General features: G+C 56.8%; 8 protein-coding genes. 1 reads left to right on the forward strand and 7 read right to left on the reverse strand.

Annotation, left to right across the window (positions count from 1 at the left end):
• Positions 1-45: 45 nt before the first annotated feature.
• Positions 46-708 (reverse strand): HAD hydrolase-like protein, encoded by a 663-nt coding sequence (locus J5067_RS05075; protein WP_264628220.1) that lies wholly within the window; start codon positions 706-708, stop codon positions 46-48.
• Positions 709-718: 10 nt separating this feature from the next.
• On the reverse strand, positions 719-1939 hold the full coding sequence (locus tag J5067_RS05080) for a multidrug effflux MFS transporter (RefSeq protein WP_264642798.1): 1221 nt from the start codon (positions 1937-1939) through the stop codon (positions 719-721).
• 303 nt (positions 1940-2242) lie between these two features.
• Here J5067_RS05080 and J5067_RS05085 point away from each other — a divergent pair, with 303 nt between their 5' ends.
• Positions 2243-10831, forward strand: a complete 8589-nt coding sequence (locus tag J5067_RS05085; RefSeq protein WP_264650582.1) for a glycoside hydrolase family 94 protein — start codon at positions 2243-2245, stop codon at positions 10829-10831.
• A gap of 53 nt (positions 10832-10884) precedes the next feature.
• Here the strand turns inward: J5067_RS05085 and J5067_RS05090 are convergent, their stop codons facing one another.
• From J5067_RS05090 to J5067_RS05110, 5 genes are all read right to left on the reverse strand, one after another.
• A complete protein-coding gene (locus J5067_RS05090) occupies positions 10885-11838 on the reverse strand; it encodes an ABC transporter permease (protein WP_264650583.1) in 954 nt (317 codons plus the stop codon).
• Positions 11835-12809, reverse strand: a complete 975-nt coding sequence (locus J5067_RS05095) for an ABC transporter permease (RefSeq protein WP_264642801.1) — start codon at positions 12807-12809, stop codon at positions 11835-11837. The genes J5067_RS05090 and J5067_RS05095 overlap by 4 nt, the downstream gene beginning before the upstream one ends.
• Positions 12802-14286, reverse strand: coding sequence for a sugar ABC transporter ATP-binding protein (locus J5067_RS05100; RefSeq protein ID WP_264650584.1), 1485 nt, complete (start codon positions 14284-14286; stop codon positions 12802-12804). The genes J5067_RS05095 and J5067_RS05100 overlap by 8 nt, the downstream gene beginning before the upstream one ends.
• A 54-nt stretch (positions 14287-14340) precedes the next feature.
• The gene (locus J5067_RS05105; RefSeq protein ID WP_264625190.1) at positions 14341-15324 is read right to left on the reverse strand and encodes an autoinducer 2 ABC transporter substrate-binding protein; all 984 of its coding nucleotides are present in this window, start codon (positions 15322-15324) and stop codon (positions 14341-14343) included.
• Positions 15325-15669: 345 nt separating this feature from the next.
• The gene (locus J5067_RS05110; RefSeq protein WP_264628310.1) at positions 15670-16779 is read right to left on the reverse strand and encodes a hypothetical protein; all 1110 of its coding nucleotides are present in this window, start codon (positions 16777-16779) and stop codon (positions 15670-15672) included.
• Between the last annotated feature and the right edge of the window lie 40 nt (positions 16780-16819).

Consider the following 16819-nt stretch of genomic DNA (forward strand, 5'->3'; position numbering starts at 1 on the left):
AGACTACCGCACGTTGATATCCCAGACAGTGATCCTGCTCCGATACTAACGCGCGGACGTCGTGGCTAGCGCATGGATAGCCGGAAGCAAATCCGCTGGCGATTGGCACAACCGGTCTGCGCCGCTGCTGACCAACTCTTGTAACGAGCCATATCCCCAGCGTGCGCCAATCGATAACAGGTGGTTATGCTGCGCGCTAACAATATCTTCTTTACGGTCGCCGACCATGACCGATATGGAGGGCGGCAAACCCTGCTTGCCCACCAGATGCGCCACCAGCAGCCGTTTATCGTCCATGCTGCCATCCAGCGGTGTGCCGAGAATGTCGTCAAACAGCGCGCTGATGCCGATACGCGCCACTATCCGTTCCGCAAAAGGTTGTCGTTTTGAGGTGGCGATAAACAGCCGATGTCCCTCGGCGTGCAGCGTTTGAAGCACCGGCTCAATGCCCGGATACATCAATCCCTGAAGTAACCCGACGCGACCATAATGTTCACGATAGAGCGCCACCGTCTGCGCTACGCGATCGTCACCAAACGGTGCCAGCAGCGTCGCGACAATCTGATCCATCGGTGGCCCAATCAAGGCGGTGATGTCCGTCTCTTCGGCCATACGGTGCCCTTGCTGTTCCAGCGCGTAGGCCAGACTGGCGCGAATCCCCGGCACAGAATCCACCAGCGTACCGTCCATATCGAAAATAACATTCATCCCTTGTTCCTTAATCGGGTTCACCTGCCGCGTTTTTGGTGCCGACACCGGTCACCATTGCCGCACTGGCGACGGTAAACAACGCCATAATCCATGCCATGGTCCACGGCGTGCCATCACTTAACCACGCCAGCAACAGCGAGGAGATGATGCCGCTACCGTATTGCAATGCGCCGATCAACGCCGAGGCCGATCCGGTCATGGTCGGCACGGCGTCCAGCGCGGCGGCGGTGGAGGTTGCCGCCACGATGCCGTTCATCGAGAAGAAAACAAACACCAGCACCACGATAGCCAGACTGCCGCCCCACTGCATCTTGACGGCCACCGCCATAACCAGCATGGCCAACGCTGCGATCCGCGTGGCGTATTTTACTAATATTTCCAGCGTAAAGCGCTGCACTACTGTGCGATTGACCAGACTCAGGGCCATCACCCCGAGAATATTGACGGCAAAAAGCCAGCCATAGTGCTGCGGATCAATGCCGTAATAACGGATGTAGACCAACGGCGATCCGGCAATAAACGCATAGGCCGAGACATAATAAAAGGTCACACACAGGGTAAACCGGCGATAGCTCGGGTTTTTCAGCAGCGAATAATAGTTGCGAAACGCATCGGTGAATGAGGCATTGACGCGCTTTTCCACCGGCAGCGTTTCCGGCAGCCACAGCAACGAAACAAACATAGCGATGCCTATCACTGCCAACAGCCAGAAAATCATCGGCCAGGTACTGACACGAATAATCTGCCCGCCCAGTAGCGGGCCGACAATCGGCGCAATCGCCATCACCACCACCAACGTGGAGAGCATCTGGGCGGCGCGCGTGCGGGCAAACAGATCGCGGATCATCGCGCGCGCCAACATCGGCCCGGTGCAGGCCCCCAACGCCTGGAAAATGCGCCAGAACACAATCTGCTCAATAGAGGTCGAACGGGCGCAGCCGATGGAGCCAATCACAAACAGCACCATACCGATAAACAGCGGCCGACGTCGCCCAATGCGATCGCTGATCGGGCCCCAAATAAGCTGCGCGATGGCAAAACCAACCAAAAATCCGGTAATGGTTAATTCGGCATTGCCGTGCAGATCGCTACCCATCACCGGCATCGCAGGCAGATAGATATCGGTAGACAGTGAAGTGAAGGCCATCAAGGCGCTGAGGATGACAATAAATCCCCATCCGCCCTGTTGTAATCGTTTGCGGGTAGCGGGTTGTTGCGATTGATTCATGTTTATTCACTAAGCAGTTAGCATTAAGGCCGACAGCAGAGCGGGTCCCCTGCATTCGGCGTACCCTCACATCCTATCTGACGGTCAGCACCGCATTAATCCCTCAAAAGCACAATAGCGTTATGAATTGAATTCATGACCCCTTTCGCCATTACTTTGCCTTGAATTAATAATCAGTCAATAAAGTCAATTGAAGTGACAGTAACAGTGTTTAATATCGCAAAAAGGCCAATTACTCGATATTTAATCTATACTCAAACCAATTTGGCCGCAGTGTAGACCTAAACGGTGATGAGCTATCTGATGAAAATACGTTTAACGCAATGGTTTTCCTCCCTAAAAAAACAACGGCAACAGTCCCCTGCCTGGTCTGCAACGCCGGACGCCGATGATGACACTCTGAAGGCGGCACTCTTCTCCAGCGCACAAATGGCACAGTACGGAAAAACGCTGGCGCAATCCCATAAACTCTCTGCCACATCAATGCCTTACCATTTAACCCGGCGTCTGGCGGAGAACGAAGCGGTCATCACGCGGCATTGCTCGATGCTCAGTGCCGCCGATAAGGCCAGCATTACGCCCGCCGGGGAATGGTTACTGGATAATTACTATCTGATTGAAGAGCAGATTCGTCTGGTTAGGCACCATCTGCCCAAGGATTTTGGCAAAGGGCTGCCTGTTCTACTCCCTCCCCGCCATCGTCCGCGTATTTATGATATCGCTACTGAAATTATCGCCCACGGCGATGGGCGTTGGGACAAAGAGAACCTCAGCCATTTTATCGTTGCCTATCAAGAGGTGACACCGCTCACGCTGGGAGAGCTCTGGGCATTGCCCGGTATGCTGCGCCTGGCGTTGATCGAAAATTTGCGGCGCGTCAGTATTGAAGTGGCGAACACCCAGCAAGCGCGTCAGTTAGCTGAGCGCTGGGTGACTAAACTTGTCGCCTGCGCCGAACAACGCCCATCAGAACTGGTGATGATGATTGCCGATTTAGCCCGTTCCAGACCGCCATTAACCAGCGCTTTCGTGGCCGAGTTGGTGCGCCGCTTGCAGGGGCGAGGCAATCTGCTGATGCTGCCGCTGACATGGTTAGAACAGCAACTGGCGGATAACGGCACTTCCGCTGATGCACTGACCCAGCGCTTTAGTCAGCAACTCGCCGCCCAGCAGCTTTCCGTCAGTAACAGCATTAACGGGTTGCGGTTGCTGAGTGAAACCCACTGGGCCGATTTTACCGAAGCAATGAGTCTGGTTGACCGGACGCTGCAACAGGACCCGGCGGGCGTCTATCCCGAGATGCATTTTGATACCCGGGATCACTATCGCCATGTGATTGAGATGCTGGCCCGCCACAGCCGCTACAACGAAGGGGAGATAGCACAGCAGGTGCTTGCCCTGGCGCGCGCGGCGGATGCCAGCACCACCGCCCACCATGTGGGCTACTATTTGATTGGCGATGGAAGAGCGCGGCTGGAACAACAGTTGGCAACCGACATTTCATGGATGGCGCGATTACGGGACGGTTTTAATCAGATTCCGCTGCTTTCCTGGCTGGGCAGCCTTAGCCTGCTCACCACGGCGTTCACCGCCCATTTACTGCTCAAAACCCACGAACAGGGCATGGGCTGGACGCTGTGGTTGCTGGCCGTGCCGCTGATGCTGGTCGCCAGTCAGTTAGCCACGTTCCTGCTGAGTGAAGCCACAACGCGCTGTCGCACGCCTACGCCGCTGCCACGCATGGATTTTTCCCGCGAGATACCCGCCGCTTTCAGTAGCATGGTGGTGATCCCCTGCCTGCTGACCAGCCGCGAGAGTATCAGTAAACTGCTCAAGCGGCTCGAGGTATGCTATCTGGCAAACACCAGCGCGCACCTCTATTTTGCGCTACTCACCGATTTTGTCGACAGTACCACCCCTGATGCTCAGGAGCACAACGATCTCCTGGCATGGGCGGATGCACAAACCCGCGAACTCAACCACCGCTATGCCCGCGACGGCGATCCGGTGTTCTATCTGCTGCACCGCGCCCCCGCGTGGAACCCGAAACAAGGGGTGTGGATGGGCTATGAGCGCAAACGCGGTAAACTGGCGCTGTTAAACCGCTGGCTGCGCCATCCCGAAGGGCAATTTGCCCACATTGTCGGTAACGTGACGGGCCCGGTAAACCGGATCAAGTATGTCATCACGCTGGATTGCGATACCGTGCTGCCGCGCGATACCGCGCACAAACTGGTTGCCACGCTGGCACATCCGCTCAACCAGCCTAAGTACGATCCCGCCAGTCAGCGCGTGATTGAAGGCTATGGCATTTTGCAGCCGGGCATGGCAGAGGAGATCCCCCGTTACGGGCAAGGCCGCTATGCCACGCTGTTCAGCGGTGCGGCAGGCAACGATCCCTACACCATGATGTCATCCGACATTTATCAGGATCTGTTTGGCGAAGGCTCTTTTGTCGGCAAAGGCATCTACGATGTGGATACCTTCGTTACCGCAACGCAGCAAGTGTGCCCGGAAGATTTGGTGCTGAGCCACGATCTGCTCGAAGGCTGTTATGCCCGTTCGGGGCTGGTCAGCGACGTGCTGTTGTATGAACAGTATCCGAACCATTATCTGGCCGATGTAGCGCGCCGCACTCGTTGGATTCGGGGCGACTGGCAACTGCTTAACTGGCTGAAACCTCAGGTGATGCGTGCGGATGGATCGCACAGCAAAAACCCATTGAGCCTGCTGTCGCGTTGGAAACTGTTCGATAATTTGCGCCGCAGTCTGGTGCCGCCCGCCTTTTTGACACTGCTGTTCTGCGCCCTGTTGGCCGTGCCCAATCACGCCTATTGGCTGTCGGCATTAACGCTGACAGTGCTGCTGCCCACGCTGCTGTCCACGTTTCAGGACATCATCAGCAAGCCTCGGCGCCGTCCGTTCGAGCAGCATGTGCGGTTGGTGATTGTCGGCGCGCGCCAACGTTTGTTGCGTATGGGCGTCGAGATCCTCACCTTGCCGCACCGTGCGGGGTATTCGCTTCACGCCATTGCCATCACCCTGTGGCGACTGGGTGTCAGCCGACGTAATCTTAATCAATGGACTACTTTTGCGCAGTGCAGCGCACAGCGCGACGCCGCACCGGGGCGCTTTTACCGCGCCATGTGGCTCAACGTAGCGATGGGGTTGGCTCTCCCGTTGCTGAGCGCACAGCTTGCGCCCATGCTGCTGGTGGTGGCACTGCCTCTGGGGGCACTCTGGTGTCTGACGCCGTTATTGCTAAGCTGGATGAGCCGCGAACCTCAACGTCAGCGAACGGCGCTGAACGCCAAGCAACAGCGACGGCTGCGACAAAACAGCCGGGAAATATGGGCGTTCTTCGAGACCTTTGTCACCGCAGACGACAACTGGCTGCCGCCGGACAATTATCAGCAAGCGCCGCACGCGGTCATCGCTCACCGCACGTCGCCTACCAACATCGGCCTGTCATTGATGGCAACGCTGACCGCCTGGGATTTCGGCTACCTGCCGCTGGAACAGGCTCTGACACGCATCGCGGACACCCTGGATACGCTGGACAAACTGGAGCATTATCGCGGCCATTTGTACAACTGGTACGACACGCGCACGTTGGCCCCGCTGGCCCCGCGCTATATCTCCAGCGTGGACAGCGGCAATATGGCAGGTCACCTGCTCACGCTGCACGCGGCCATGCGTGCACTGCGCCATCAGCCGGTTTTTGATGCTGCACAGGTTGTGGCCGGTCTTGATGATACGCTGCGCATTCTGGTCAGGCACTGGGGCCGTAATGCGCCAACCACACTGCGCCAAATGCAGCGTCACTGTACGCGCGCTGCCGCCCTCGCGCCCGCGGCCTTGTTGGGCGAGTTGCTGCACATGCGCGACCTCGCCTGCCGGTTACTCAACCTGTGTCCTGCGGATGAAGAGCCGGTTCGCCGCTGGGTTGAACGTCTTCATCATCAGCTCAGCGCACTGTGCGATGCCTGGTCGGCACTGCTTGGTTGGCTGCCAGAGGACTGGGGCGACGCCCCGTTACCGTCACTCTCCTGGCTGGCTCAGGCCAGCCCTGCCGGGTCGGGAACGCCCAGTGAGACCACGGTTGGCGCTGCGCAGGCGCAGCTTAGCCTGATGGCAGACATCGAACAGCGTCTGCACCAACATGCTCAGATGGATTTTGCGTTTCTCTACAATGTCACTACCAACCGGCTCAGCGTGGGATTCAGCGTCGAAAACAACATGCTGGACAGCAGCCATTACGATCTGCTGCCCTCAGAGATCCGTCTGACCAGTTTTGTGGCTATCGCCAGCAACCAGTTGCCGGTGAAAAGCTGGGCGGCGCTCGGTCGGTTATTCACCAAAATCGACAATGAAACGGCGCTGATGTCCTGGAGCGGTTCGATGTTCGAATACCTGATGCCCAATCTGGTGATGCCGACCTATCCCGGCAGTCTGCTGGAGAAAATGAGCCAGTCGGCGGTCGAGCGCCAGATACGCTGGGGACGAGAGCGCGGCGTGCCGTGGGGCATTTCCGAATCGGGTTATTACGCTTTCGATGCCTCACAAAATTACCAGTATCATGCGTTCGGTGTACCGGGTCTCGGCCTGCGTCGCGGGTTGGCTGATGATACGGTGATCGCTCCTTACGCCACGCTGATGGCGCTGATGAACGCCCCGGACAAGGCCTGCGATAATCTCGCTCGTTTGAAAAAGCTCGGCGCGCACGGTGAGTATGGCTTCTATGAAGCGCTGGATTACACCCCGTCGCGTTTAGCCAACGGACAGAGCCATGCCATTGTGCGTTCGTGGATGGCACACCATCAGGGCATGGCCTTTCAGGCGCTCTCTTATGTGTTATTGGGTGCGCCAATGGTTGAACGTTTTATGTCCAGCGCCGCGTTTCAATCTGCGCGCCTGTTGCTGCAAGAACGCGTTCCTGAGGCCATTGAGCTTTACAGCCCCCGTCGGCACTTCGATGCCTATGATGGTCGTCTCAAACCTGCGCAATACCAACCGCGCCGCTTTCACGACGCCGACACGCTGTTCCCTGAGGTGCAGTTGCTTGCCAACCATGACTATCACCTGATGGTCACGCAGTCGGGCGGTGGCTACAGCCGCTGGCGAGACATCGCACTGACCCGCTGGCGCAGCGACACCACCTGCGATAACTGGGGAAGTTACTGCTATCTCAGCGATCCGCAAACCGGTGAGGTGTGGAATACCACCTGGCAAACCGACAGCGATGCAGCCAGCCACTACGATGTGATTTTTACCGATGCCGGGGCGGAGTTCACCCGCAAAGCCGATAGCCTGCGCGTGAAAACCCATATCGTGGTGTCACCGGAAGATGATATCGAACTGCGCCGGATAACCCTGCTGCATCGGGGCCGTCACCCGCGCACCATTGCACTGACCACCTATGCCGAGGTGGTGCTGGCCCCGATGGCAAGCGATCTGGCCCATCCGGCCTTCAGCAACCTGTTTGTACAAACCGAACTGGTCCCTGACAAGGACGCTATTTTATGTCACCGCCGCCCACGCGCTCCGGAAGAGCGCGGGCCCTGGCTGTTCCACATGGCGGTGGTGCGCGGGCAGGTGGAAAGTACCGTGTCGTTTGACACTGACCGAGCCGCCTTCCTGGGACGCGGACATATTCCCGCCACGGCCACCGCGCTGCACCAACCCGGCCCACTGAGCAACAGTGCCGGTGCCGTACTCGATCCTATCCTGGCGATACGCCAGTGCGTGGTATTGCAACCCGGCGTGCCGGTGACGATTGACGTGTTCTATGGCGTGACGGAAAGTCGCACCCACAGTCAGGCGCTGATGGAGAAATACCGCGATCGCCCCATTGCCAACCGGATCTTTGAATTGGCGAGTTCCCACAGTCATATTTTGCTGCGTCAAATCAATGCCAATGAAGATGACGCCGCCCTGTTTAACCGCCTTGCCAGCGCCGTGCTGTTCCCGGTGGCTGAATTGCGCGCCGAAGGGCACGTCATCACGCGCAACCGCCGCGGGCAATCGGGTCTGTGGGGATGGGGCATTTCTGGCGACTTACCGATTGTGCTGTTGACCGTCACCAGCGATGAAAGCATGGCGCTGATTACCACATTGATTCAGGCGCACCACTACTGGCGGCTAAAAGGCCTGAAGGTGGATATGGTTATCCTCAACACCCGTCAGGGTGGCTACCAGCAGGAGCTGCATCACCGCATTATCAACCTGATCACCGCTTGCGCAGAAGGCAATCAAATCGACAAGCCGGGCGGCATCTTCGTGCGCAACGCTGAACAGCTCTCCGCCGAGGATCGCCTGCTGTTGATGAGCGTGGCGCATATTTTGCTCGACGATCGTGCCGGTGACGTAGCGACACAGTTGAGCCAAAAACTGTCCGGCGCGCAGGCCCCGCAAACCACGCGGGCAGCACGGGTTGCATTGGACAGCGCGCACTATCAGCCCTGGAATCCCGATACGAATAACCTGCAATTTTTCAATGGTCTCGGGGGATTCTCTGCGGATGGGCGGGAATATCACGTTGTGTTGAACCAGGGTGACACAACACCCGCCCCCTGGTCGAATGTACTGGCTAACGCCCAGTTCGGCAGCGTCATTTCAGAAGCGGGTCAAGCCTACACCTGGCATGAAAATGCCCATGAATACCGATTAACACCGTGGGAAAACGATCCGATCAGCGACCGCTCCGGGGAGTCCTTTTACTTGCGTGATGAAGAGAGCGGCGCCGTCTGGTCACCCACCACGCTCCCCGTACGCGGTCAGGGCGCTTACCTGTCGCGTCACGGTTTCGGCTATAGCGTGTTTGCCCACCGCGAAACCGGCATTGACAGCGAATTAACCGTGCTGGTCGCGCTGGAGGCCCCGGTGAAACTCGCCATGCTCACCCTTCACAACCGTTCCGGCCGCACGCGCAAGCTTTCGGCAACCGGCTACGTTGAATGGGTGCTCGGGGTTTCTCGCCTTTCCAGCGCGCTGCACGTCGTGACGCGTCCGGCCTGCGTGCACCAAGGCTGCGGAATTCTTGCCACAAACCATTACGGCAGCAACGGTTCTGAGCAGACGGCGTTTTTCGCCGTCAGCGGCGCGCAGTGTACTTTTACTGCCGATCGGCGTGAGTTTCTCGGACGCAACGGATCGCGCTATCGCCCGGCGGCCATGGCACAGGGCGCGCTGTCGGAGAAAACCGGCGCGGGGTTCGATCCCTGTGCCGCCGTGCAGTCGGTTGTCACATTGATCGACGGCGATCGACAGACGTTGGTGTTCGCACTGGGTATCGGCAACAACCCGCAGGAAGCCGAAGCGCTGATCGCGCGCTACCTGAACGAAACGGCCGCCCAGAGCGAGTTGGCCGACGTACACCGTTACTGGCACCAGATGCTTGATACGGTCATCGTCAACACGCCAGACGCCGCCGTCAATCTGTTAGCCAACGGCTGGCTGCTGTATCAGACGCTGGCGTGTCGCATCATGGCGCGCAGTGGTTATTACCAATCCGGCGGCGCATTTGGCTTTCGCGATCAGCTTCAGGATACGCTGGCACTCAGCCACGCCGCCCCGGAGCGACTGCGCGATCAACTGTTGCTCTGCGCCTCACGCCAATTTATTGAAGGGGATGTGCAACACTGGTGGCACCCACCTTTGGGCAATGGGGTGCGCACCCGCTGCTCTGATGATTATCTCTGGCTGCCGCTGGCGCTGTGCCACTATGTGGAAACCACCGGCGATCTCTCTTTGTTGGAACAGGCGGTGCCCTATCTTGAAGGGCGGCAACTGCTTCCCGGAGAAGAATCGGCCTATGAGCAGCCGGTGGTCAGCGCGCAGTCTGAAACGCTATGGCAACACTGCGTGCGCGCTATCGAGCACGGGCTTGCCACGGGTCGCCACGGTTTGCCGCTGATGGGGGCCGGTGACTGGAACGATGGCATGAACCTGGTGGGGCTGGAAGGCAAAGGCGAAAGCGTCTGGCTGGCCTTCTTCCTGTACGATATTTTGCAACGCTTTTCCGCACTGGCCGAGCGGCGACAGGAACACCAGCTTGCCACCCGCTGCCGCGAGCATGCGGCGCAGTTACAGCAAAATATTGAAACCCACGCCTGGGACGGTGCCTGGTATCGCCGTGGCTATTTTGATAACGGAGAGCCGCTGGGATCGCACCTGTCGACGGAGTGCCAGATTGATGCCATTGCCCAGAGCTGGTCGGTGCTGTCGGGCGCGGGCAACCCGCAACGCTGTGCACAGGCGATCAAGGCGCTGGATACCCACCTGGTCAATCAGGACGCCGGATTTATTCAACTGCTGACGCCGCCGTTTAATGGCAACGGGCCAAACCCGGGATATATTCAAGGCTACGTGCCCGGCGTGCGGGAAAACGGCGGACAATACACCCACGGGGCGATTTGGGCGATCATGGCATTTGCGCAGAGCGGGAACCCGTCGCGCGCCTGGGAGCTTTGGTCGCTGATCAATCCGATCAATCACAGCCTGACGCCGCAAGCAACGGCACGCTACAAAGTGGAGCCCTATGTAATGACGGCGGATATCTACAGCGTCGAACCCCACACCGGACGCGGCGGCTGGAGCTGGTATACCGGTTCGGCGGGCTGGGCCTATCGCCTGATAGTCGAAACGCTGCTGGGCGTGACGCGCCACGGTGATGCACTCACCATTGCCACCTCGTTGCCACACGACTGGCCGTCGGCCAGCCTCAGCTATCAGTTCGGCAGCAGCCGTTATGACATCACCCTGCGCAACAGCAGCGGTGAATATCGCCTGACGCTGGACGGCACCGCGCTGCCGCCAGGCAAGATCCCGCTCATCGACGACGGGCAACCCCATCAGGTGGATATTGCGTTGGGTGATAACGTGGCAGGATAAATGCCGTTGACGCCCCGGTAGCGGACAACGATAAGTTCGCTACCGGGCCATAATTACGCTTTGTTGAGCCCCAATTGCCCTTTCGCACCGATGAAACACAGCAGCAGAGCGCCCCACAGTGCCAGAGTAAGATACGGGCTGACGCCCATAATATTGAAGCCACTTTCAATGGTTTGCAGCAGGATCAGCGCCAGCACCATGCCGATAATCTTTCCGCTGCCGCCATCGGGATTCACACCGCCCAGCACCACCGCCAGAATGGCGGTCAGCAGGTAAGATTCCCCGTAAGAGGCTTTGGCGGAGTTGAGTTTCGACATCATTAAAAACGCCGCCACGGCGCACAACAGCGCTGAAATCACATACACCCACAGCAGCACCCGACGCGTATTGATGCCAGAATAGGCGGTGGCGCGCTCATTAGAGCCGATAAGATAAATCGCTCTGCCAAGTGTGCTGCGCTCCAGCACCAGCCACAGTCCGATGGCAACCACCACAAACAGCCACATCGGCAGCGGTACCCCAAACCACTGTGCGCGATTTAACCACAGCACCCATTCGGGATAATTGGCAATAGCACTGCCACCGGTAATCAAAATATTGATCCCCTTGAGCAGCGTCATCATACCGAGCGTCGCCAGGATTGGAGACACCCGCAGACCCGCAATCAACACGCCGTTGCACAGCCCAATCAGCGCCGCCGCCCCCACGCCCGCCACCAGCGTGGCAACGATGGATAACAGCGATGGCGGGTAGCTGACCGCCACCCAGGCCATCACCAGCGAGCAGGCATTTGCCGTCGAAATGATCGACAGGTTGATGCCACCGCACAGCATGGTGACCGCCATGCCCAACGTTAATATGCCAAGCACCGGCATCTGCGAGGCGATGGACTGAAAGTTATTCACCGACCAAAACACCTCCGGCATGGTGATGCTAAAACCAACCACCGTCAGCACCAGCAAGCCCATCAGGTAGGTTTCTACGTTCTCGCGCAGCGATATCTTCATAGTAGACTCCGGTTTTGGTGCTGGCTCCACGCCGTGGCGCTGATGCTGACCACAATAATGATACCGGTGATCAAGGTCTGCCAATAGGAAGAGACCCCCAGCAAATTCAGCCCATTCTGCAACACCGCCAGCAGGATCACCCCGAGCACGGTGCCAATCAGCGTGCCGCGCCCGCCCACCAGGCTAGTACCGCCCAGCACCACCGCAGCCAGCACCGTCAGTTCGTAGCCCAGCAGCGAGTCCGGTGCCACGGTGCGCACCGTCCAGGATTGCACCACGCCCGCCACGCCGGACATCAGTCCCATATAGCCATAAACGAAGCATTGCAGCAGCAATACGCTAAAGCCAAGGCGACTGGCCGATTCACGGTTTCCACCCAAGGCGTAAATCTTGCGCCCAACGGTGGTGAAATTCATGATAAACGCAGTCAACGCCAGCACCGCGAACATGGTGAGCATGGGCAAGCCCAGTCCGTAGTCGTAGCCGTCAGCGTCGGTGTACTTGAACAGCATAAAGCCTGATTCAAACCACGCGGGAAAGTCGTACAACCACACCCCTTTGCTAAACCACAGCAGCAGACCGTAAAAGATGTTCAGCGTGGAGATGGTGATGATGATGGAAGGCACACGCAGCCGATTCACCAGAATGGCATTCACGCTGCCCAACAGAATGCCCACACCGCCAGCAATCAGATAAGCCACCACGAAGTTGCCGCCAATATCGCGCAACACCAGCACCATCACGTACTGTGCGATGATCGCCATGGCCGGAAAAGAGATATCGATTCCGCCGGAAATCAGCACCATAAACAGCCCGCAGGCCAGAATGGTCAACATGGCGTAGTTGTTGACCAAATCGTACAAATTCCCCAGCGTCAGAAACTCGTCGCTACGCCAGGCCAGCACGATAAACAGCACCAGAATCAGCAACGCCAGCCAGATTTCATGCCGGTAATTTTTAACATCAGCCATTGACGACTCCGGCAATCTCGGTGGGGTTACTGGTGCCCGGCGTGAACGTATGATGGATTTCCCCCTGTTTCATCACCAGGATACGGTGACTTTGATACCAGGCTTCATCCAGTTCGTCACAGATCATCAGAATGGCGATCCCTTGCGCCGCCAGTTCGCTGATAATGTGATAAATACCGGCTTTATTGGCGATATCGACGCCGACCGTGGGGCTGTCCAGAATCAGTACCCGGGGTTCGATTGCCAGCCATTTGGCAATCGAAATGCGCTGCGCGTTGCCTCCCGACAGCGTACTCACCGGCAAGCGCGGATCGGGCGCTTTGATACTGAGCGCGGCGATCAGCCGGTTCACTATCGCCTGCACCTGTTTTTTGCGGATCAGCCCGCAGGCATTGCGCACTTTGTCGAAAATAGTGCTGATAATATTGTCCTCAATGGACTGCGCCATCACCAATCCGCGCGACATACGGTCTTCCGACACATAGCCAATACCGTAGCGCAGTGCGTCACGGTTACTGCGCAACTGCACCGTTTGACCGTCGATGAGTATCTCTCCGCTGTCAGGCCGCGTCATGCCAAACAGGCTCAGGCAGAGTTCGGTGCGCCCCGCCCCCAGCAGCCCGATGATGGAAACTATTTCTCCGGCACCGATTGAAAACGAGATATCGCGGTATTCCCCCGCGCGGCTGAGTTGCCGCACCTCGAGCACGTTGCGCGATGCATCGCCCTGCCAGGGTTCGCGGATGTGGTAGTCAAAAGCTTGCCCGGTCATCAGCATGCCGAGCTGGCGTGTGCTCATGTCGTTGGCCGGATAGGTTCCCACCAGATTGCCGTCTTTCAGCACGGTGATGCGATCGGATACCGCCATGACCTCTTCCAACCGGTGGCTAACGAACACCACGCAGATACCGCGCTCACGCAGTTGGCGTACCACGTGCAGCAACCCTTCTACTTCCTGATGCGTCAAGGAGGCGGTGGGCTCATCCATAATGATCAGCCTGGCATCCTGCGCCAGCGCCCGACAGATAGCCACCAGTTGGCAGCGCGCAATCGAGAGCGACTCCACCTGCGCATCGAGCGGTACGTTGACGTTGATGCTGGCCAACGCGCGCTCGGCAATCTGGCGCAGCGCCGTGCGTTTAACCAGCAGGCCGTGATGATAGTGGTTGATAACGATGTTTTCCCAGACGCTGAGATTGGGAAACAGCGATAAATCCTGATAGATAACCTGGATACCCTGCGCTACCGACGCACCCGGCGTCAATTTAGGCCAGATTTTACCGCCCAGCGCGATGCGCGCCTTGGCATCCGGCTGGTAGACCCCGGAAATAATCTTGATGAGCGTGGACTTGCCGCAGCCGTTTTGTCCGGCAAGGCAGTGCACTTCGCCCGGCATAAAAGTGAGCGAAATATCATTGAGCGCACGCGTGCCATGAAACGTTTTACTGACATGGCTCAGGGACAGGAATGGTTCCATAACACCCCCTGGCAAACGGGAAAGCGGGGCGCAATGCGCCCCGAATAAGCAGAATCAATAGAGCGTATCGATGTTTTCTTTGGTCACCAGCAGGACTTTGTGGAAACGAATGATCCGTTTTTCGTTATCCACATCCGCTTTGCCAAGATTTTTAACCGAGAAACCCTCGGCGATCGCTTCACCGTTGAGCAAGGTGCTGGCCACCGCCGCTAACGCATAGCCTGCGCTGGCAGGATCGTAAGTGATGCCCGCGGTGATATCGCCGCTTTTGATCAGCGACGCCGCTTGCGACGGGATCATCATGCCGTACACCGCCACTTTATTCTTCGCGCGTTTCTCCTGCACCGCCCGCCCGGCGCCGATGGGGCCGTTCGAACCGAAGGACACCACCGCTTTCATATCCGGATACGCGCGCATCAAATCCAGCGTGGTGCGACGCGAATCATCCACGCTTTCCGCCACCGGCATACGCTTGGTGACTTCAAACATGTCGGGGTAATGTTCTTTCTGGTATTTCACCAGCAAATCTGCCCACAGGTTGTGCTGCGGCACCGTCAGGCTACCCACATAGATGACGTAGCCCCCTTTCCCCCCCATACGTTTCGCCATCTGCTCCACGTATTCGGCGGCGAATTTTTGGTTATCAATGATTTCGACATCCCAGTTGGCACTGGGTTGTCCCGGTGATTCGTTGGTCAGCACCACGATGCCGCCATCACGCGCTTTCTTGAACACCGGCTCCAAAACGTTGGCGTCGTTTGGCACGATGGTAATGGCATTGACTTTGCGGGCAATCAGATCCTCGATGATCTTGACCTGTTGGGGCGCATCGGTACTGGCGGGCCCCACCTGCGTCGCATTGACGTTAAAATCCTTACCGGCCTGAACGACACCTTCGCCCATACGGTTGAACCAGGGCATACCATCCACTTTCGCGATATTGACGACCGTTTTTTGTTCTGCATAGACTGGTGTTGCGATAAGCGACATGCCCAACAGCAGGGAGGACACTACGCCACAGAGAAGACGTTTTTTCATCATTTTCAGCCTCGTTATTCACCATTTGCCAGGACACTGCGCCACGGTGACCTACCCGTGTTGCGGTGTTCCACATAACGCCGCCGCGTCATCTGCCGATGGAGGTTATTTTTTCAGCTTACGTTTGTTGTCTTAGTAGGGTGATTTTTCGGTAAAAATCCAAGAAAGGGTAATCTTGGGGCGGGCGACGAGAAATGCAGTTTCCTGCTATTTATATGGATAAACACCCCATCTCGTCAGAATGTGATGCAACTCGCATTGTTAGCATCAATATAATAAGCGACGGAATGATTTGACTGCATCATTCATAAAAAATCGCTGCTTACCTTCATAGCATAGTTGAAATTAAAAGCGGGGAAAGCGGTCATCTGTGGCAACGATCACACTGTAATGCGCCTGTTCGACATTGCACTCAGCATAGGGTAATTGGCTGTCATGAACGTTGATGCCCAATTGATAAATCAGATTTTCAGAAATGAGGTGGGTAAAGTTTTCCCACTGTTCAACAGACATATCAGATAAATAGTCATTGCCATTTTTCTGGTATTTTATTTTCCTTAATGCTTCTGGCAATGCTTCCCTTACCGCCTGTGGTGAATACAGGGTAAACTCACCGTTAGCAATGGTATTGTTGTAAATCAGCGCATCAACACATTCACCATCAGACATCGATAAATAACCATAAATTTCGCCCATATTCTCGATAGCGTTGTTTATCGCCGCGTGTATTTTAGGTTCCCAGCCGTTATTTTCTATTTTCCGTAAAATAACGGATTTATCAACATCCAACCAACTTTCATCCCTATCATGCAGCATCAAAGCTGCCCGAAACTGGCAGGCACCGTCTTCACTCAATGCATAGCGCAGTTGACGGTTGTTGTGGTTAAAGGTTGCGTAATCGACCGCATCAAACGTCCCTTGTTGCGGTGTATACCATTTCGGTTTAATGGGTAAACCGTCGAGCTGCATAATTTTTTCTTTCACCAAGGCCGGAATATTATCCACGCAGGGTCCCTCGTCCTTGAGGTGCGTACCGGCGATAAACAGCAGCGTAAGTCGGTCCTGTAGAAAGGTATTGTTGATCCACTGGGGGAAATCGGTGATTAACGACTGACACTGGGCGCGCGCCTGTTGGGCGAGGTCGGCAGTTCCGCCCTCATCCTGGCACACGATACGGCAGAGATGATCCTGGGCGAGCGTTGCCACCTCGCCTTTTCCCAGAGCGATATTTTGTAATAACTCAAGACTCTCACCACAGTTGTTTTTTGCTTGATGATATACGCTATCAAGATGTTGTTTTACGCTGAGACCATCACCGCCGTCACGATGCAGAGATGTCCCTTCGATAGCCGCGGAAATAAGCACATCAAGCCGATGGCTATGCAGTTTCGAATCATAAAAGGGTGATGATGGAATTAGCGATGAGCACGATCGGTGCGGGACTAAGATAGACATAACGATGACTTTCCGTGTAAAAGATAGCGTGGTTTTACAC

It is taken from the genome of Candidatus Symbiopectobacterium sp. NZEC151 (assembly GCF_025962655.1).
GTDB lineage: Bacteria > Pseudomonadota > Gammaproteobacteria > Enterobacterales > Enterobacteriaceae > Symbiopectobacterium.